Annotated in this window: 16 protein-coding genes; 8 read left to right on the top strand and 8 right to left on the bottom strand. The window is 39.7% G+C overall.

From position 1 onward, the window contains the following. Positions 1–1,161: a Gfo/Idh/MocA family protein gene (locus tag ACVWYN_RS18120; protein WP_457290303.1), complete on the bottom strand. Its 1,161-nt coding sequence runs from the start codon at positions 1,159–1,161 to the stop codon at positions 1–3. A 393-nt stretch (positions 1,162–1,554) separates the two neighbouring features. Between ACVWYN_RS18120 and ACVWYN_RS18115 the strand changes: the two genes are divergently transcribed. Together ACVWYN_RS18115 and ACVWYN_RS18110 are read left to right on the top strand one after the other, a co-directional pair. Beyond that, a complete protein-coding gene (locus ACVWYN_RS18115) occupies positions 1,555–2,499 on the top strand; it encodes an NAD-dependent epimerase/dehydratase family protein (protein WP_457290302.1) in 945 nt (314 codons plus the stop codon). 6 nt (positions 2,500–2,505) lie between these two features. Beyond that, positions 2,506–3,234 carry a YebC/PmpR family DNA-binding transcriptional regulator gene (locus ACVWYN_RS18110; RefSeq protein WP_457290301.1) on the top strand — a complete coding sequence of 243 codons (729 nt, stop codon included), beginning with the start codon at positions 2,506–2,508 and terminating at the stop codon, positions 3,232–3,234. Between the two features lie 75 nt (positions 3,235–3,309). Here ACVWYN_RS18110 and ACVWYN_RS18105 read toward each other — a convergent pair whose 3' ends face one another. The 3 genes from ACVWYN_RS18105 to trhO all read right to left on the bottom strand — a co-directional run bounded on the left by ACVWYN_RS18105 (position 3,310) and on the right by trhO (position 6,405). Continuing rightward, a complete protein-coding gene (locus ACVWYN_RS18105) occupies positions 3,310–3,966 on the bottom strand; it encodes a GDSL-type esterase/lipase family protein (RefSeq protein WP_457290300.1) in 657 nt (218 codons plus the stop codon). Positions 3,967–4,111: 145 nt separating this feature from the next. After that, entirely contained in the window at positions 4,112–5,464 is a 1,353-nt protein-coding gene (locus tag ACVWYN_RS18100; RefSeq protein WP_457290299.1) for a glucoamylase family protein, read from the bottom strand. A gap of 2 nt (positions 5,465–5,466) precedes the next feature. Then, positions 5,467–6,405: an oxygen-dependent tRNA uridine(34) hydroxylase TrhO gene (gene trhO, locus ACVWYN_RS18095; RefSeq protein ID WP_457290298.1), complete on the bottom strand. Its 939-nt coding sequence runs from the start codon at positions 6,403–6,405 to the stop codon at positions 5,467–5,469. 97 nt (positions 6,406–6,502) lie between these two features. Between trhO and ACVWYN_RS18090 the strand changes: the two genes are divergently transcribed. Further along, entirely contained in the window at positions 6,503–7,567 is a 1,065-nt protein-coding gene (locus ACVWYN_RS18090; protein WP_457290297.1) for a glycoside hydrolase family 2 TIM barrel-domain containing protein, read from the top strand. Between the two features lie 185 nt (positions 7,568–7,752). On the opposite strand, the gene rlmH is transcribed toward ACVWYN_RS18090, so the two are convergent. Further along, positions 7,753–8,226 (bottom strand): 23S rRNA (pseudouridine(1915)-N(3))-methyltransferase RlmH, encoded by a 474-nt coding sequence (gene rlmH, locus ACVWYN_RS18085; protein ID WP_457290296.1) that lies wholly within the window; start codon positions 8,224–8,226, stop codon positions 7,753–7,755. Between the two features lie 42 nt (positions 8,227–8,268). Between rlmH and ACVWYN_RS18080 the strand changes: the two genes are divergently transcribed. Beyond that, positions 8,269–10,086, top strand: coding sequence for a MutS-related protein (locus ACVWYN_RS18080; protein ID WP_457290295.1), 1,818 nt, complete (start codon positions 8,269–8,271; stop codon positions 10,084–10,086). Positions 10,087–10,276: 190 nt separating this feature from the next. Here the strand turns inward: ACVWYN_RS18080 and ACVWYN_RS18075 are convergent, their stop codons facing one another. Further along, positions 10,277–12,487 carry a hypothetical protein gene (locus ACVWYN_RS18075; RefSeq protein ID WP_457290294.1) on the bottom strand — a complete coding sequence of 737 codons (2,211 nt, stop codon included), beginning with the start codon at positions 12,485–12,487 and terminating at the stop codon, positions 10,277–10,279. 76 nt (positions 12,488–12,563) lie between these two features. On the opposite strand from ACVWYN_RS18075, the gene ACVWYN_RS18070 reads away from it, so the two are divergent. The 3 genes from ACVWYN_RS18070 to ACVWYN_RS18060 are packed head-to-tail and all read left to right on the top strand — an operon-like array spanning position 12,564 to position 14,610. Next, positions 12,564–13,877, top strand: coding sequence for a glycoside hydrolase family 1 protein (locus ACVWYN_RS18070; RefSeq protein ID WP_457290293.1), 1,314 nt, complete (start codon positions 12,564–12,566; stop codon positions 13,875–13,877). Positions 13,878–13,931: 54 nt separating this feature from the next. Continuing rightward, a complete protein-coding gene (locus ACVWYN_RS18065) occupies positions 13,932–14,378 on the top strand; it encodes a DUF2007 domain-containing protein (protein WP_457290292.1) in 447 nt (148 codons plus the stop codon). A 19-nt stretch (positions 14,379–14,397) separates the two neighbouring features. Then, on the top strand, positions 14,398–14,610 hold the full coding sequence (locus ACVWYN_RS18060) for a putative signal transducing protein (RefSeq protein WP_457290291.1): 213 nt from the start codon (positions 14,398–14,400) through the stop codon (positions 14,608–14,610). Positions 14,611–14,689: 79 nt separating this feature from the next. Here the strand turns inward: ACVWYN_RS18060 and ACVWYN_RS18055 are convergent, their stop codons facing one another. Further along, positions 14,690–16,975, bottom strand: coding sequence for an aconitate hydratase (locus ACVWYN_RS18055; protein WP_457290290.1), 2,286 nt, complete (start codon positions 16,973–16,975; stop codon positions 14,690–14,692). Positions 16,976–17,224: 249 nt separating this feature from the next. Beyond that, positions 17,225–17,857, bottom strand: a complete 633-nt coding sequence (locus ACVWYN_RS18050) for a polysaccharide deacetylase family protein (RefSeq protein WP_457290289.1) — start codon at positions 17,855–17,857, stop codon at positions 17,225–17,227. 83 nt (positions 17,858–17,940) lie between these two features. Between ACVWYN_RS18050 and ACVWYN_RS18045 the strand changes: the two genes are divergently transcribed. Continuing rightward, entirely contained in the window at positions 17,941–19,284 is a 1,344-nt protein-coding gene (locus tag ACVWYN_RS18045; protein ID WP_457290288.1) for a TolC family protein, read from the top strand. Positions 19,285–19,322 lie beyond the last annotated feature (38 nt).

The following is a 19,322-nucleotide window of genomic DNA, read 5'->3' as shown; positions in this document are numbered from 1 at the left end:
TTATACTTTAAAATCAAACCATTTTTGGTTAGACTGGCTTGAAGCCACCACATTATCTATAAATGCCATCCCTCTAACACCATCTTCAACTTTAGGGAAATCCAGCATTGCTTCAGTAGGAGTGGTGCCATGGATCTTTGCTGATAAGGTTAATGTGAAATTGCGGTATATATTTGCAAATGCTTCTAAATAGCCTTCTGGGTGTCCACCAGGTACACGAGTATTGTGTTTAGCTGCATCTGAAAGATAGGCCTGTCCGGCGCGATAAACCTGAGCAGGCTGATCAAGCCATTTTACCATTAATGTATTTGGCTCCATCTGATGCCATTCTAATCCGCCTCTTTCTCCGTATATTTTTATTTTTAAAGCATTTTCTTCACCTGCAGCTACTTGAGATGCTGAAAGAACGCCACTAGCTCCATTGTCAAATTTTAACAATACGTTTCCGTCGTCATCCAGTCCGCGACCTTCTACTACAATATTTAGATCTGCACAAAGTTTGCTGATCTTGAGTCCTGAAATATATTCTGCAAGTTGTGCAGCGTGAGTACCTATGTCACCCATACATCCGCTTTTGCCACTTTTCTTTGGGTCAGTGCGCCAAGCTGCACCTGCATTTCCTTCTCTCTCAGTGAGTGTGCTTAACCATCCTTGAGGATATTCAACCATCACTTTTCTAACCTTACCCAAAGCACCATCCTTAATCATTTGCCTGGCTTGTTTAACCATTGGGTATCCAGAATAAGTGTGGGTAAGACAAAGTAGCAATCCGGTTTCTTCTACTTTCTGCTGTAATTGTTTTGCTTCTTCTAGTGATAGGGCAATAGGTTTTTCGATCACTACATTGAAACCATTCTCTAAAGCCATCATAGCAGGTCCGAAATGCGCAAAGTTAGGTGTTACGATAGTTACAAAATCTATGCGCTGATCAGCAGGAAGTTTACTTTCCTTTTCTATCATTTCCTCATAGTTCAGGTAGATGCGCTCTTCAGGAAGGAAAAGCATTTCCCCCGATTCCTTCGCTATTTCTGGATTGATACTTAAGGCTCCGCAGCAGAATTCTACCTGCCCATCAATGTTTGCAGCGATACGGTGAACAGCGCCGATAAATGCATCTTTACCTCCGCCTACCATACCCATTCTAATTTTTCTCGTTTTCATTAACTTAAAGTGTTACTGGTTTTATTACTAATACACAAAACAATGGGTTGCCAAAGCGCCGGCTATACCAATTTCCAGGGTATATGTATTTAATACTGTAAGGTCTTTGTTTGGGCAATTCATATCTGGCGGTATAGTGACATAGTTGTGTGCTAAATGTCTTTCGTTTTGTAATATTAAGAAAAAATAAATAGTTAGTGTTCTAAATACACAATTTAGGTAAAAATATAATGTTTTTGTTACTTATGGTGATTATTGTGCCTTTTGCACGTCTAAAGCCTCATATAGGCTGCAAATTGTTTATTTTCTTATGCTGCCAAGCTGATTTGTATTCTTAAAAAGATTTTAAAGAGCTTTGTTTCATTTTTATAACTTTGCCCAATTCAAAAAAATATGGCTGAAAAAATAATAGTATTGGGCTCAAATGGGCAGATCGGTACTGAACTTGTAACTGCACTAAGAAAATCTTATGGAGAAAGTAATGTGGTTGCATGCGATATCCGCCGACCGGATTATGACATCAAAAACTCCGGACCATTTGAGTTTGTAAATGTACTGGAAAAAGAAACCCTAAATAATCTCTTTAATAAATACAAACCAGCTCAGGTTTATCTCCTCGCCGCTTTACTTTCTGCCACTGGAGAACAAAATCCTAAGCTTGCCTGGGATTTAAATATGAATGGGTTATTGAATATTCTTGATTTAGCCATTACCTACAAAACAGCAAAAGTATATTGGCCAAGCTCAATAGCTGTATTTGGTCCAAACTCACCAAAAGAGAATACTCCTCAGTATTGTGTAATGGATCCAAATACCGTTTATGGCATAAGCAAGCTAGCAGGAGAACGCTGGTGTGAATATTATAATCAAAAATTTGGACTGGATGTAAGAAGTATCCGCTACCCAGGGTTGATAAGCTGGAAGGCTGCACCAGGTGGTGGTACTACTGATTATTCAATCCATATTTTTCATGATGCTTTAAAAAAAGGAAGTTATGCCTCTTTTTTAAATGCAGAAACTGAATTGCCAATGATGTATATGGATGATGCTATTCGAGGAACTATAGAATTAATGGATGCGCCATCTACACAAATCGGGATCCGCTCTAGCTATAATTTTTCAGGTGTAAGTTTTACGCCAGAGGTTTTAGCTGCCGAGATCAGAAAATATATTCCTGAATTTACCTTAACTTACACCGAAAATGATCCAAGGCAGCTCATTGCAAACAGCTGGCCAAGATCTATAAATGATAGTTTTGCAGCTTCAAACTGGGGCTGGAAGCCAGAATTTGATCTCGCAAAGATGACAAATGATATGTTAAAGAATTTAAAAAAATAAGTAATAATGGGAAGAGCATTTGAGTTCCGAAAAGAAAGGAAATTTAAACGTTGGGCCAAAATGGCCGTTCAGTTTACCCGTATAGGTAAAGACATTGTGATGGCTGTTAAAGAGAATGGTCCGCATCCAGAAACCAATTCACGTTTACGTACATCCATTCAGAATGCTAAGGCAGTAAATATGCCTAAGGACCGTGTGGATGCAGCTATAAAGAGAGCGTCCGATAAGAGCATGGCCAATTATGAAGAAATTGTCTATGAGGGTTATGCCCCACACGGAGTTGCGATACTGGTTGAAACTGCTACGGATAATACAAATCGTACAGTGGCTAACGTACGCAGTTATTTCAATAAAACCAGCGGTACTTTGGGTAAAACCGGTTCCCTTGATTTTGTATTTAACAGAAAATCAATATTCAGGTTTGTGCCAACAGAGGCAATAAATCTTGAGGAACTGGAGTTTGAACTTATTGATGCCGGACTGGATGAACTTTATGTAGAAGCTGATGAGGATGGGAATGACATTGCAGTAGCTCAAGGTGCTTTTGAAAACTTTGGTCCGCTGCAAAAAGCACTGGAAGAAAAAGGAATCGAATTGAAGAGCTCGAAACTGGAGCGTATCGCACTTTCTCATCATGAAGTAAATGAAGAGCAGGCAGCAGATGTTTTGAAGCTTATTGATAAGCTAGAGGAAGACGACGATGTACAGGCTGTGTACCACAACATGGCTGAATAACCTTATTTATAATTAGAAAATAACCATTGCAATAGCCCGGGCTCCTTAAATAGAAAATCCCAGCTATTGTGATTGTTATCTCTTTTTTAAGTATGGTGTTATTGCTTTTGTCCATATCTCATATCCCGCAGGTTTCATGTGTAGCATATCTGATTGGAAAAGTTCTGGCCTGTTATTCCCGCTGCTATCAAGCATTTTAGAAGTAATGTCTACAAAGCTTGCGTTTTTTTGTTTAGCAATATATTCCTTGATAGCTGCATTTGCAGTTAATACTACATCTGAAAATTTTGCTCTTGAAGGACTTAGTTTCATTGAAACATATGTGATGGTTGTTTTGGGTAAGCCTTTTCTGATATTCGTAAAGAAAGTAACAAACCTATTGTAGGTATCCACCGCACTCACACCAGCAGCAACATCATTCTCGCCACTATAAATAACCACTTGTCTGGGTTTATAATCGAATACCAGCTCCTTGATATAATCATTTGCATTTGTCAGATCTGATCCACCGAAACCTCGGTTTATAGCATTGTAGCTTTTAAAAGTCTCTTCAAGATCTTTCCACATCCTTAATGAAGAACTTCCTACAAATACAATTCCGTTTTTAGGGGGTATTGTAATACTGTCATTTTTTTTGAACTCTTGAATGTCGTTCCAAAATGGTTTGTGTTGCCCGAAAGCTGCTGGGGAAAGCAATAATAATATTAACAAAATTTTAATTGGGTTATACATGGTTTACAAATTTTAGGTCAAGATACAACTCTGGTTTTAAATATTCTACCCGGGCTTCTAATCTTTCTTCAATGAAATTGTCAGTCAACTCTTCTTATGGCGAATATATTTCTTGTACTGAACTGCGACGATTGTGGTGGGATTTTTATTCTTTTAATAGAGGTGATTTGAATCCTAGTTTTTTTAACCCCGATTTAACCTCTGGATTGCTCATGAAGAGCTTCCAAAGCAGACCGCTACGGTAGTTTTCAATCATTACAATTATTGGCCCCTGATCTATAGCCAAATGTGATTTAGCATACCAGTTGTGCGCTTCGCTAAATGCATCTACAAACCCATATTCACTCCACAGGTGGTCGCCTAGATCAAAATAAAAATGCTTAAGTACCTGCATTGAAAATTTTGGTGTATATGGAAATGCGGATAGCGCAGCAGTGGGGGATATTACTCCGAGATCTTCTTCAGGGGAGTGCGCTGCGTAACCTTGCCAGCTATCACTTGCTGTTAGTCCCCAGCAGTTTGCTCCATAGCCCTTGTAATTCTTAGGATTGGCTACAACATATGCCCGGTTTATTAAGGTGTGGTTTTTGTTTTGTTCCCAATAATCTGCATATTTATCTTTCAGTTTGCGCGGATCCAAACCTAAAAAGGAGTATTGTGAGAAGAACAGCGGACCGCCATTGTTAACACCCAGCGGTAGTTTATAGCCATAAAATGTTTTATTGTTTATGAAATATTTACCGCTTGCCCAACCCTTGTGATATACAGATGCCGATATGCTATGTTTTATAGCAGAGGCGGCCAATACGTATGTAATAAGACATTCATTGTAGCCTTTAAGCGGTAAATTCATTTCCCATCCATAGTTTGGACTCCAATGCCAGTAAAGCACATCCTGTCCTCCTTGGGTAAACCAATTCCATTCTACCCTATCCCATAAGTCGATTATTCTTTTTCTTAGTTCTGTTTCTGATGGAGAATTATTGTTGAAATATTGCTTGACAGTAAGCAGTCCCTGGAAAAGGAATGACGTTTCTACCAGATCTGCTCCATTGTCCTTTTTACTGAAAGGGATAGTTTTTCCTGTTGCCCCGTTTAACCAGTGCGGGAATACTCCGTGGTAAGCCTCTGCCTGCTCTAAAAACTGAGTCATCTTTAATAACATTCGCACAGCAGTATCACGATTTATCCATTTTCTATCCACAGCTACTACAATGCCCATGATGCCGAATCCGGTGCCACCTGTAGTTACAATGTCGTTTCCTCCTGGTAAATCCATATTGCTTCTTTCCCTTGCCATACCGCTTACAGGGTGAACGAAATCCCAAAAATACCTAAAGGTTTGTTTTTGGACCAAGTCTAGCAACTGGGGATCACTTAGCCTTTGCTGGATTTTCAACTCAGGCTCAATGCCTGCATTTTTTGGTTGCCCAAATACATGTGTTGTTAACGAAGCCGAAATAAGAAAGAATAAAATAAAACGGCCAATTTTCCTCACTACTACTTTTCTTTTGCCATTACGGGTTGCGGCACCTTTACATAATATCCGGTACCATCATACGTACGCTTTCGCGGATTTGTAGTGCAGGTAACTGAACAGCAACCCTCAAGCTCAGCACCGCAGTCGTCGCATTGGGTTACATGCTCATTGCATTCCGGATTGGCGCAATTGATCATTTTTGGTGTAATCTTGCCACAATTGTAACAAGTAGAAACCAACTTGGGGTTTATAATATTCACATCTACAGCTATCCTGTTGTCGAATACATAACACTTGCCTTCAAAATCTTCGCCTCCGGCTTCTTTACCATATTTGATGATGCCACCATGGAGCTGATAAACATCACTAAAGCCGTGATGAAGCAACAACGCAGAGGCTTTTTCACATTTAATGCCGCCTGTACAATAGGTAAGTACTTTTTTATCTTTGTATTTAGCCAATTCATTGATCTTTTCAGGAAACTCTCTAAAATTCTCAATGTCTAGCGTAATAGCATTCTTAAACCTGCCCAGGTTGTGTTCATAGTTTGAACGTACATCAAGTATGATTACATCTTCCTGGTCTATCATTTTCTGGAAATCCGCAGGCTCAAGATGTTTTCCGGTTTGTGTATTTGGATTAATAATATTGGGGTCCCTAAGGCCCGAGTGTACAATTTCAGATTTATAACGACAATGCATCTTAATAAAAGAAGGCTCTGCTACGTCATCAATTTTAAAGTCTGTTTTAGCGAAGCGCTCGTCTGCCTTAATGGCCAACATATAAGCAGCACAGGCATCTTTTGTTCCCGAAACCGTTCCATTTAATCCCTCTTCAGCAATGATAATACGGCCTACAAGGTTAAGTGATTTACAAAAAGCAAGATGGTCTGTCGCAAATTGATCTGCGTTGGCTATAGGACTATAACAATAGTAAAGTAATGTCTGATAAGTATTCATAATTCATTGATACCGGTGCAAATGGCGTTTAATGCATCACAAAGGTAGGAAAATATGCGACTTTTTTTTAACTTCAACTTTCCTTTATAATAAACACATGACGAAGAAATACACGGCCATATTGGCTACATTACTACTGATCTTATTTGCCGGGCAATTGTCTGCACAAACTGGTAAATGGACCGAGAAAAAAGCGAACGACTGGTATGCAGCACTACCATGGATGGTTGGTGCAAACTATACCCCGGCTTATGCAATTAATCAATTGGAATTTTGGCAATCTGCCACTTTTAATCCTAGTGCGATAGACAAAGAACTTGCCCTTGCAGAAAGCATAGGTTTAACAACACTTCGTGTTTACCTACATGATCTTGCGTGGAAACAAGATGCAAAAGGGTTTAAAAAGAATATCAATACCTTCCTTGGAATTGCGGCAAAACATCATATTAAACCATTATTGGTGTTTTTTGATGATTGCTGGAATGCAGATGGTGCAATTGGAAAGCAACCTGCTCCAAAACCTGGTGTACATAATTCTGGATGGGTACGGAGTCCTCTTCGCCCTGTGCATGACGACCCTAACCAGTGGGGTTATTTGAAAGTATACGTTCAGGATATACTTAAAACTTTTGGAAACGATAAAAGAATCCTGTTATGGGATTTGTATAATGAACCCGGCAATTCCGGTTATGGTAATAAATCCATGCCGCTATTGAAAGCCGTATTTAGCTGGGCCAGAGAAATCAATCCTTCACAACCGGTATCAGCGGGAGTATGGGATGATAATCTTAAAGACCTTAGCGAATTTCAAATTGAAAATAGTGACGTGATTACCTACCACAACTATGATAAACCTCCTGTTCATCAAAAACGTATAGACGAATTGAAAGCTGCTAACCGCCCGCTTATCTGCACAGAATATATGGCAAGAAGGAACGGAAGTACATTTGAAGTAATCCTTCCTATGTTAAAGGAACAAAAAATAGTGGCGATAAACTGGGGATTGGTAGACGGAAAGACCAATACCAAATATGCCTGGGATGAACCTATTAAAGATGGTTCTGAACCTAAACTATGGTTCCACGAGATTTTTAAGAAAGACGGAACTCCTTATAAGAAGGAAGAAACTGATTTGATTAAGTCACTTACTAGTAAAAAGTAATAGGATTACCCGAAGTACCAGAAAAGGAGAATGGTTATTGCAGAGACTGTTATTGCAACAATGTAACCGATTCTGTCTCCTTTTCTGTTGCTTTTAAATTGGTATTTTCTTTTGTATTCTGATGGTAAACGCATGGTATTCTCCTTTTCACTAATGATGATTAACAATTGAAAATTTCCATAAAACTACTCGTGGTGATATGGCTCACCCTTTAGAATGCTGAAGGCCCTGTAAAGTTGTTCAACAAAGAACAGTCTTACCATCTGATGAGAGAAGGTCATATCTGATAATGATATGCTTCCATTTGCTCTTTTGTATACCTGATCGTCGAATCCGTATGGTCCTCCAATTACGAATATCAGATGCTGAATACTTCCAACCATTTGTTTGTTCAGGTAATTTGAAAATTGTACCGATGTATACTTTTTCCCCTTTTCATCAAGTAGTATCAACTGATCTGAATTGCTCACCAGCTTTAAAATTAACTCCGCTTCTTTATTCTTTTGCTGTGCTTCGCTTAGGTTCTTGGTATTTTTAATCTCTGGAATTACAAGCAAGTTAAAACCAATATAGTGTTTTAAACGGCCTATGTACTTCTCTATTCCTTCTAATAGGTATTTGTCTTCCGTTTTACCAACAACGAGCAAGGTTATTTTCATCTAATTCCGTGTTATTACCCAAACTTAGATAAATTTGCTGTAATGGAAAACGCAAAAGAAGGTATTCTTATATCGTATCAAAATAATGTAAAATCTCAGCAAGTCATTATAGATGAGCTAAAACGTAAGCTTAATGAGGTTTCATTATCTAGGCTTGGCGCTTTCATCGCTGAAATTTTAATTATAGCACTTATTATTAATTATGGGTATCATTGGTTTTTTGGACTTTTTACGATCATCCCGATAATTGTTTTCTTGTTTTTGGTTAAGAAACAAACCGCTTTGCAACTTGAGCTTAATTATGCAACTAAACTACTTTGGGTTTACCAGAATGAAGTTGATCAGATTATTTTACGGAAAAATGGGTATGATAACGGTGATGTTTATACTGATGAATTACATCCTTATCTTTCAGATCTTGATATTACAGGCCCGGGTTCTCTTTTTTCCTTAATTAATCGCTGCAAAACACAGAATGGCTTGCAGTTGCTAGCTGGACATCTGCTGAAGCCACTGGGGAGGGATTCCATTTTGCAAAGGCAGGAAGCCATTACGGAGCTTACAGAACATATAGATCAAACCTTTCATTTCAGGGCTCAACTTCAGGATCACAAGCCTGAGCAATTGCTGCTCATTAAAGATAAGCTGGAACGTCTCTTGCCAAAACAGTTGGAATTTACAAATAGCGGCCTTCTTAAATTTTATACTGCTGCTGTACCTTTTATAACTATTGGAGTGCTTATAGCTGCTATTATTTTTCAGGGACTGCTATGGTCTGTATTTGGACTCCTTGCCCTGTTCAATGCAGCCGTAACTTTTTTTAACCTTTCTAAAATAAACCAGGTTTACTACGGGTTTTCGGGAAGCTCTAGCCAGCTTAACTCTTTTTCAGGAACTATTAAGTGGACCGAAGATGTAGATTGGAAGTCAGCTTATATCAAAGCATTTTTTCAAAGCGGCTCATCTGATCTGGCTGTTAGTGCGCAGATTAACAGCTTGGCGGGTATTATTACTGCTTTTGACGCGCGACTAAACGTACTTTTGGGTGGTGTTCTCAATCTTTTTGCGCTTTGGGATCTGAGATGTTCTATTCGTTTAGCCGCCTGGCATAAAAATTCATCTGGTAACTTGGTAGAAGGTTTGCTCCGCATCAGTAAGTTTGAGGAACTGATTTCCTTTGCAACTCTTCATTATAACGAACTGGAATGGACTTTTCCCATCATTAATGATGGTTTTGGTTTTAGTTGCCAGTCGCTCGGCCACCCCTTAATACCGGAACAGGTTAGGGTAATGAATGATTTTGAATTGGCCGCATCCCCAACAGCCGATATTGTTACAGGTTCTAATATGGCAGGTAAGAGTACATTTTTAAGAACGATTGGGATTAACATGGTACTGGCATTTGCAGGGGCACCTGTTTGTGCTACAAGGTTGAACACCTCTATATTCAGCCTCTTGTCTTACATGCGGATCAAGGATTCGCTGAATGATCAGACCTCAACCTTTAAGGCAGAACTTAACAGGTTAAAAATGATACTTGATGCTACAGCTAATGATCCGAATGCATTGGTTTTGATTGATGAAATGCTTAGGGGAACAAACAGCAGGGATAAGTATTTAGGGTCTAAAGTGTTTATTGAAAAACTGATTAGTCAGAAAACGCCAGCGCTTTTTGCTACTCATGATCTCCAGTTGTCTGAAATGGAAGCCGACTATCCTCAGCAGGTTAGGAATTACCATTTCGATATACAGATTGCTGCAGGAGAAATGAATTTCGATTACAAGCTAAAGTACGGTCCTTGCAAAACGTTCAATGCTGCATTGCTATTAAAGGAGATCGGATTAACGCTGGAATCCTAAAATTCTCCCAACTTTATTAAGTCAAGAAAACATTAGCTTCGATATGAAATGCATAAAAATCGGTGTTTAATGGGTGTGTTCTGGGTGTTTGATGGGTGTTGGCTCGGTGTATTCACCCAGAACATACCCCTAGAAGGCCGAAAAGACCCAGAAATTATACTTTTTTGTGTGCAGGTCATATAAATGAGATTTATTTGCTTTCCAGTAAAATATAGTAAGCATCTGGTGGAAGTTGGAGGGAAATATTTCCCTTATCAATCTTTAAAGTTAGTGGTTTCACTGCATATCCGGCTGCGTCTAGCTGGGTTGCATTTTTAATGTACTTATTTCTAATGCCTATGCTTCCAGATGAAGGCATTCCCATCCAAGGCATCTTGCCTGTATTGGTGATCTTAAAGCCCGTAATATCCATGTTATCTCCTTTATATACTGACGCTACTTCATTCCAACCTGTAGGTCTGAAGATGGTGCCTACTTGCAATAATATTTTTTTGGATTTAGTGATGTCCAGTCCGTCCATGCTTACCAGCTCTATTGTAGCATATTCATTGTTCGTCTCAATTGTCACCTCGTCAATTGAAAATTTCTTTTGCTGATCCAGAAATCCACTTATCGCTTTTGCTTTTGGCGTATTGAGAATGAATATCCCTTTTTTATAATCTAGATATTGCTGCCCGCTTATTGACGTTACCGTGTGTGTATTGTTGTTAATAAGGGCTGCGACTTTATCGTCAACTTTGATGTTATCCGTAAGAGTTCCATAAGTTGTGGTTACGTTTCCGGTTAAGAATGTGAGCGGAGAAAGCTCATGTTGACCTTCGCTTCGCCTATCATTAATGACAAAATCTCTGTTGGGGTCAAAAGATTGTTCTTCGAATATTTGTGGAACAGTTCTGTTTAACATACTTTCCATACTTCGTTGTTCGGTTACTGCTCTGGCTTCCTGCACATAACCTAATCTATGGATCAAGGCATTTGCCGGAAACATACCCATCTCTCCCGGCGTAGAGGTCGTCCATCGGTTCAACGGATGCTGCCCATCTAAGTTTATAAAATCAAAATAGGCTGTTTTTGAAAAGGTGGAAGCTGTAGGGCTAAACCAAAAAAAAGCATCCAGTCCGGTTAACCCGCCGTAGGCAGCAATCAGTAATGCGCCTTCTGTTTGGTATTTGTTAGGGAGATTCCAGGCACTTTCGGTAACCATCATAGGGTGACCAGCAACATGCTTGATGTTAGTTGGTAGGTTTTCGGGATTTTTCAATGCTGATGGCGAACCATAGAAATCGCCCGGATCAATGCGCCAGCCACTGTTAGGGCCCTTGTGCTCTGGATCAAAATATTTATTAACAGCCATCACATCAGCCGCAGTGTTTGTCCAACGTTCTAAATCCAGCAATCTGCTTTGAGAAGCCGTACGCCAGTTATTGCCGTTAATTAATTGTTTGCAGCCTAACTCAACGCGGTAATATCTGTTCATTTCCTCATAAAATGAATGCTGTTTAAATGCGTAGAATTCGACCTGGTCTTTCAATAATTGAGGCGTGTCTTTATTGGGTGCCAGGGTCAGGTCATATATAGGAAAAAGATCCATGGTGTCCTTAATCTTTATATCAGGGCGATTTCCATATTTTTTTGTTAGCCATACAGCGAATTGCCGACCAACCATTTTCTTTAGTGCCGGTTTAATGTTGCTCATAGTCCAGAAGAAGGTGGCATCTTCGTTCTCAATTTGAATAATGGAAATTGCAGGCTCATCCTTAAGGGCAATACCTGTATATGGATTTGGAGTGGTGTACAGATAGTTTACCCAAGCTTTGTAACCAGTTTTAAGTTTTTCATTAAAAAATAGCACTGCCCATAGGTCATCCTTCCCTGAATACCCATCAATACCCCATTCTTTAGGAAGCCACCCTCCCACGTGTCCGTTGTGTGGCCAGAAGGGAGATATTACCGTGTATATACCTTCTTTTTTCATTGCTGCTACACAACGCCAAATGTTACGAACTTCTGCTGTATCCACATCTGTGATATTGGTATTTTTACCTTTCGGGTTAATTGAAGCATGGTACCTTACTTGGTTTACGCCTATTTTTGCCAGGAATTTTGCAAGTGTATCTAGTTTTGCATCATTAAATTCCTGCGCCAGGCTTCCCGCATTACAAGACCAGAAGTGTATCTCTTTTCCCTTTGCATTTACAAATGAATTGCCGTCATTGCTTAATCGGATAAATCCATTCTCCCCTGCAAAATCCTCATTCAGGTACCGAAGGTTTAACAAGCCCCCTTCCAAAGATTTGTTATCTGGGTAAGAGAACGTCCACCAACTTTTATCAGGCACCTGCGCTTTTAGCAGTACGCCTGTCGCAACTAATATCAATAGAAGGACCAGCTTTTTTATCATAAAACAACACAAAAACAAAAACCAATAACTTAATACCAAGTTAATACTATTATCGGATATTGCAGAAGGACTTAAGATGATCAAAGCTTCGGATTTTGGGGAGAACTTTCTATGGGGTGTAGCTGTTGCTGCAGCGCAAATTGAGGGTGCAGCTGATCTTTATGGTAAAGGACCTTCTATCTGGGATACTTTCTCTAAAAAGGCCGGTAATGCCTGTAATTTCTATCATAGTTTTAAGGAGGATATCGAGCTGGTTAAATTGCTTGGGTTTCCTGTTTTTCGTTTTTCTATTTCCTGGCCTCGCCTGCTACCTAAGGGAACAGGCACCGTAAACGAAGAAGGCATTCGTTTTTACCACGAAGTGATCGATGAGTGTTTGCGACAAGACATTTTACCTTATGTTACGCTATATCATTGGGATTTGCCCGATGCGTTGGAGCAGGAGGGAGGCTGGACTTCCTTTGGGATAAATAATGCATTTAACGAGTTTGTAACCCTTTGTGCAAGTGAATATGGCGATAAGGTGAAGAACTGGATCATCTTAAATGAACCTTTTGGTTTTACTTCTTTAGGATATATGCTGGGCATACATGCGCCGGGCAAAACAGGGGTAACCAATTTTTTCTCTGCTGTGCACCATGCGGCCATTGCCCAAGCAGATGGGGGCAGGATCATCAGGGCAGAAGTCAGCCATGCAAATATAGGTACCACGTTTTCCTGTTCTGAAGTAATTCCCTATACGCAAAGCGATTCCGATCTGCTGGCAGCAAAACGCATAGATACCTTGATGAACAGGTTATTTGTAGAGCCACTAATGGGGATGGGGTATCCCACGGCCGACTGGGAGTTGCTTGAGAAATTCGCCATTAGCCATTCTACCTGGAGACATACCTCGCGTCTGACTTTTGACTTTGACTTTATTGGACTGCAAAACTATTTTCCACTTACCGTAAAGTATAATGCATTTGTGCCTGTTATACAAGCTTGGGAGGTAAAGGCTAAAAACCGCAAAAAGGCCCATACGGCAATGGGCTGGGAAGTTAATCCAGATAGTTTTTACAATATCATCAAACAGTTTGCTTCTTATCCAGGAATTAAGAGCCTGATGATTACCGAGAATGGCGCGTATTATAAAGATATAATATCGCTGGACAAGCATATTCATGATGCCGAAAGGATCGCTTATTTTGAAAGCCACCTGGCAGCATTACTTAGGCTAAAAAATGAAGGAATAAATATTTCAGGCTATATGGCCTGGACGCTGATGGATAATTTTGAATGGGCCGAGGGATTCCACGCACGTTTTGGATTGGTTCATAATAACTTCAAAACCCAGGAACGAATCATCAAAGACTCAGGATACTGGTTTAAAGATTTTCTGGCGCGGTAAGCAAATCTATAAACTAAACTATTTTTTATATATTGGAATAGTTAAAAGAGAGATATGGATAAAATAGTTGTATTCGAGACTTTTTACAACCCAATTGAAGCGAATATCGTAAAGGCAAGATTGTTAGACGCAGGTGTACAGTGTTTTCTTACGGACGAAAATTTAGTTACCATTAATCCGCTATATACCCAAGCGCTGGGAGGCGTGAAATTGCATATGTTTGAAGGAGATATATTGTTGGCTAAAGATATTTTAATGGATGAAGGTTTTCCCATTGAGCTTAATGACAGTATTGCTGATGAAACATTTGATAGTGAAAAAGTGGATGGCATTGAAAAAAGTATCACATGTCCTATGTGTCATTCTTCGAATGTCGGTTATGTACAAGCCACAAAGAATCGGTTTGGCATTCTAACGATGATAGTTTCCATTGCCTTAGCGGTCTATCCCTTCAGTGTAAGGAAAACCCATCACTGCTTCACTTGCGAAAACGAATTTTAGTAAAAATTAAAAGAGAAATATGGATAAAATAGTTGTTTTTGCTAGTTACTACGATCTAATGGAAGCCCATATCATTAAATCAAGATTGATGGATTCAGGTATTGATTGTTTTTTAGTAAATGAAAACGTTGGCGGACAGATGGGATATAATCAGGCAACTGGAGGAGTAATGTTACAAATGTTTGAGCGCGATGTTGAAAAGTCTAGAATCATTCTAACAGAAGAAATTTAATATTTATAAAATACATCACAAAAAAACTCCAGCTAATAAGGCCGGAGTTTTTTAATAAAGAGAATATATCCCTGCTATGTTATGCGTTTGCAGCTGCTTTTAGAGCGGCTTCTCTTCTGATGATATTCAATGCCCCCCCAGCTCTAAACCAATCAATTTGCTGAGTATTGTAACTGTGGTTAACAATAATCTCTTCCTTAGTGCCGTCGGCGTGGTTCAATACCAGCGTTAAAGGAACATTAGGCGTAAAGGTTGTTAATCCATTGATATCGATCACATCGTCTTCTAAAATCTTATCGTAATCATCCTTGTTAGCAAAGGTTAATCCAAGCATACCTTGTTTTTTAAGGTTGGTTTCGTGAATACGGGCAAAAGATTTTACCAGCACTGCACGTACACCAAGATGACGTGGCTCCATTGCCGCATGCTCGCGACTAGATCCTTCACCATAGTTTTCATCTCCCACTACAATTGAGCCCCAATGCGCCGCTTTATAAGCCCTTTGCGTTGCAGGAACAGGCCCATATTCGCCGGTCAGTATATTCTTTACAGAGTCGGTAGAATCATTAAAGTAATTCACCGCGCCGATTAGCATATTGTTGGAAATGTTGTCTAAGTGACCACGGAATTTCAGCCACGGCCCAGCCATAGAGATGTGATCCGTAGTGCATTTTCCTTTTGCCTTGATCAACAATTTTAAGCCTTTAAGATCTGTACCTTCCCATGCTCTGAAAGGATCAAGTAATTGCAGCCTGTGCGAAGTAGGAGATACCAGTACTTGTATACCACTTCCGTCCTCAGCCGGTTTTTGATAACCTGCATCATCCACATCAAATCCTCTTGGAGGCAACTCAAATCCTGTAGGCGCGTCAAGTTTAACCTGTTCGCCTTTATCATTTGTTAAAGTGTCGGTTAATGGATTAAAGCCAAGATTTCCTGCAATTGCCAAAGCTGTAACTAGTTCAGGAGAACCAACAAAAGCAAAAGTATTCGGATTACCGTCGGCACGTTTTGCAAAGTTGCGGTTAAACGAATGTACGATCGTATTTTTTTCCTGTTCTTCAGCACCAACTCTGTCCCACATACCGATACATGGTCCGCATGCATTGGTAAAAACCTTAGCGCCTATGCTGTTAAATACATCAAGGAATCCATCACGGGCAATTGTAAATCTAATTTGCTCAGATCCTGGGTTAATACAATATTCTGATTTTGAAGTAAGCCCTTTTGAGCTAACTTGTTTAGCAATACTTACTGCTCTTGAAATGTCTTCATAAGATGAATTGGTACAAGAACCGATTAAACCTACGTCGATCTTCATTGGCCATCCATTAGCTTCAGCAACCTCCTTCATTTTCGATATCGGTGTAGCCAAATCTGGTGTAAAAGGACCGTTAAGATAAGGTTCAAGTTCATCAAGATCGATCTCAATGATCTGATCAAAATATTTTTCAGGATCTGCGTAAACTTCGGCATCACCTGTTAAGTGTTCTTTAATGGCATTTGCTGCATCCGCAACTTCAGCGCGGTCTGTAGCGCGCAGGTAACGCTCCATGCTCTCATCGTAACCGAAAGTTGAAGTAGTAGCTCCAATCTCTGCACCCATGTTGCAGATCGTACCCTTACCTGTACAGCTCATGCTAGTTGCACCTTCGCCAAAGTATTCTACAATAGCACCGGTACCACCTTTTACAGTTAAGATACCAGCAACTTTAAGGATCACATCTTTAGCAGAAGTCCAACCATTTAACTTACCAGTCAATTTAATGCCGATCAGTTTAGGGAATTTAAGCTCCCAAGGCAGTCCTGCCATAACATCGCAGGCATCGGCACCGCCTACACCAATGGCAACCATACCCAAGCCACCGGCATTAACAGTGTGAGAATCTGTTCCGATCATCATGCCGCCCGGAAAAGCATAGTTTTCCAGAACAACCTGGTGAATGATGCCTGCACCTGGTTTCCAGAAACCAATACCGTATTTGTTAGATACAGAGGCCAGGAAATCAAAAACTTCCTTGCTTTCTGTATTTGCAGCAGGTAAATCGATCTCCGCTCCGTTCTTCGCCGTAATCAAGTGGTCGCAATGTACAGTAGAAGGAACAGCAACTTGAGGTCTTCCAGCTTGCATAAACTGCAATAAAGCCATTTGTGCGGTCGCATCCTGCATCGCAACACGATCAGGAGCAAAATCAACATAATCAGTACCTCTTACAAAAGAAGTGTTGGTATTTCCATCCCAAAGGTGGGTGTAAAGAATTTTCTCTGAAAGTGTTAAAGGTCTGCCTACTAATTTACGTGCCGCCTCAACGCGGGGGCCAAAGTTTGCATACACCTTTTTGATCATTTCAATATCAAAAGCCATTGATAATATGGGTTAAAAGGGTAAGTATTTTATTTATTTGTAGCGAATTTACAAAAAAAAACAGGGGGAGGACCTCATCTGTATATCATTATATTATTTATACTTATTCTAAACAAATATTGTTGTTCTATAATGAACACTATTGTCCGTTTATGAACGCTTCGTTCTGCTTACCGTCTGTCAAAGTACCGTTAAACGACCCTGCATACAGTTGTACGTTTTGGCCTTGAAATGGCTTGGGCAAAGTTGTCAAACCTGTGGTGCTGGTAATGATTCAAAGCAATAGCCAAGCCTAGAAAAATATTCCAGTACCTTTGGCAGGGCATAATACAAACGTGGGGAAGCCTTGAGGCTGTCGTGAAAAACTACTATCGATCCGTTCCGTGTGTGCTTTACCACATTCAAGTAGCACTGATGGGGATCCAGATTCGGGTCAAAATCTCCGCTCAGCACGTCCCACATAATGATTTTCATGTTGGGGTAAGCAAAGCGGATAGCTGAGATCTGAGATTTTTTAATCCGTCCGTAGGGTGGCCTGAAGAGGTTGCTGCAGGTTTGCGACTGGCATTTTTGAAAGTTATCCAAGTACAGCTCATTTGGTGTAATCCAGCCCTTTAAATGATTAAAGGTATGGTTTCCAATGCTGTGCCCAGCGTTCTTTATACTTTCAAAAATGTAGGGGTATTTATAAATATTGTCTCCAATACAAAAAAAGGTTGCTTTTGCACCGAAGCTTTTTAAAGTTTTTAGTGTGAAGTCTGTAACATCGGGTATAGGTCCATCGTCAAAGGTTAAATAAATGACTTTGTGGTCCCGTTTTTTATTCCAGGTAAGCTGAGGATAATACCATTTTAGTAATTGCGGAGATCTGATCAGGTACATGATCAAAGATAGGAAACTGTTGTTGTACCTGAAAATTTACAAAATCAAAAAGTTGTTTATCTTATTATTGTGAAATTTAAATTATGAAAAAGCTTACTATAGCCTTATCTCTTTTCTTAACCCTAGGACTTATTAAAACGTCTGTTGCACAGGAAGTAATTACCATTCAACAAGCTATCGAAAACACGTTAAACAATAACCTTCAAGTTAAAAAATCAAAGCTTAGCGAGGAATTGGCAGATGTGACGCTTACGCAGTCTAAAGCCGCCCTGTATCCAAGCGTAAATGCAGATTTACAGCAACAAATGTCTTGGGGAAGAAATAACCGGGGTACATCAGGGATCTATGCAAACACTCAGAACTATAATTTTGGTCCGGGTGTCAGTGCCAGTGCAGACTTATTTAACGGTTTTACAAAAGTAAACCAGATTAAGCAAAATAAGATTTTACTAGAAGTAGGAAAAGCTAGTACAGAAAAGCTAAAAAACGATCTTATCCTTCAAGTGATCATTTCTTATCTTAATATCCTATACAATAAAGACCGTCTTGTTGCTGCTACCCAGCAATTAAAAGTTGCTCAGGCCCAGTTGGTGCAACAACAGGAATTGCTCAATGTGGGCAATAAGACCCTGGCTGATATAGCAGAAACAAAATCGCTTGTAGCTACTGCAGAGCTTGATGTTACCACAGCAGAAAATGCGCTGACCATTTCTTATTTAACGCTGGCACAGCTAATGGATATTCCATCTGCAACCAGATATGATATTCAAGCCCCTGTACTTTCCATTTTTAATAAACCCTCTACTGCATATAACCCAGAGGATGTTTATGTAGAAGCAGTAAAGGTTTTCCCTGATCTGAAGTTAGCTTCTTTACAAACGGAATCCGCAAAAAAGGGTATTGATATTGCAAAGGGCAATCTATACCCACGTTTATCCATCAGCGGAAGCTATGGAACAGGGTATTTTTATAATTATAATTACTCAACAGGCTTCCCTAATGCAACATTTTCTAATCAGATTAGGAACAACGTTTCGAAAGGATTGGGAATGAGTTTAAGCATCCCGATATTTAATGGTTTACAAGCAAGATCTGGGGTGAAGAGAGCAAACATCAACTTGCTTCAAGTACAGGCTGATGAGCAGCTGGCAAAAAATAACCTAAATAAAGTAATCTACCAGGCAGTCGCAGACCTTAAAGCAGCAGCGAGTACTTACGAATCGACCACAAAAACTTTCAATGCACGTACAGAAGCATTTTCAGTAATTGAGCAGCGTTATAACGTAGGGTTGGTAAACTCTTTGGATTACAGTACTTCGCAAACCAATAAAAACAAGGCTGAAATCGACAACATCCGCGCTAAATATGATTTTCTATTTAAAGCAAAAGTAATCGATTATTACCTAGGCCGTCAGATCACATTTTAAATCTCATGATAACTAATAATACCAGACATAACAATAAA

The sequence above is a fragment of the Pedobacter sp. UYP24 genome (assembly GCF_054057295.1).
This window is presented reverse-complemented; position numbering and strand designations above follow the sequence as displayed.

Excerpts from the sequence above, each read along its gene's own strand:
- ACVWYN_RS18115 (WP_457290302.1), top strand. The coding sequence starts at position 1,555 with ATGGCTGAAAAAATAATAGTATTGGGCTCAAATGGGCAGATCGGTACT.
- ACVWYN_RS18105 (WP_457290300.1), bottom strand. The coding sequence starts at position 3,966 with ATGTATAACCCAATTAAAATTTTGTTAATATTATTATTGCTTTCCCCA.
- ACVWYN_RS18055 (WP_457290290.1), bottom strand. The coding sequence starts at position 16,975 with ATGGCTTTTGATATTGAAATGATCAAAAAGGTGTATGCAAACTTTGGC.
- ACVWYN_RS18045 (WP_457290288.1), top strand. The coding sequence starts at position 17,941 with ATGAAAAAGCTTACTATAGCCTTATCTCTTTTCTTAACCCTAGGACTT.
- trhO (WP_457290298.1), bottom strand. The coding sequence starts at position 6,405 with ATGAATACTTATCAGACATTACTTTACTATTGTTATAGTCCTATAGCC.
- ACVWYN_RS18075 (WP_457290294.1), bottom strand. The coding sequence starts at position 12,487 with ATGATAAAAAAGCTGGTCCTTCTATTGATATTAGTTGCGACAGGCGTA.
- rlmH (WP_457290296.1), bottom strand. The coding sequence starts at position 8,226 with ATGAAAATAACCTTGCTCGTTGTTGGTAAAACGGAAGACAAATACCTA.
- ACVWYN_RS18080 (WP_457290295.1), top strand. The coding sequence starts at position 8,269 with ATGGAAAACGCAAAAGAAGGTATTCTTATATCGTATCAAAATAATGTA.
- ACVWYN_RS18065 (WP_457290292.1), top strand. The coding sequence starts at position 13,932 with ATGGATAAAATAGTTGTATTCGAGACTTTTTACAACCCAATTGAAGCG.
- ACVWYN_RS18070 (WP_457290293.1), top strand. The coding sequence starts at position 12,564 with ATGATCAAAGCTTCGGATTTTGGGGAGAACTTTCTATGGGGTGTAGCT.
- ACVWYN_RS18050 (WP_457290289.1), bottom strand. The coding sequence starts at position 17,857 with ATGTACCTGATCAGATCTCCGCAATTACTAAAATGGTATTATCCTCAG.
- ACVWYN_RS18120 (WP_457290303.1), bottom strand. The coding sequence starts at position 1,161 with ATGAAAACGAGAAAAATTAGAATGGGTATGGTAGGCGGAGGTAAAGAT.
- ACVWYN_RS18060 (WP_457290291.1), top strand. The coding sequence starts at position 14,398 with ATGGATAAAATAGTTGTTTTTGCTAGTTACTACGATCTAATGGAAGCC.
- ACVWYN_RS18090 (WP_457290297.1), top strand. The coding sequence starts at position 6,503 with ATGACGAAGAAATACACGGCCATATTGGCTACATTACTACTGATCTTA.
- ACVWYN_RS18110 (WP_457290301.1), top strand. The coding sequence starts at position 2,506 with ATGGGAAGAGCATTTGAGTTCCGAAAAGAAAGGAAATTTAAACGTTGG.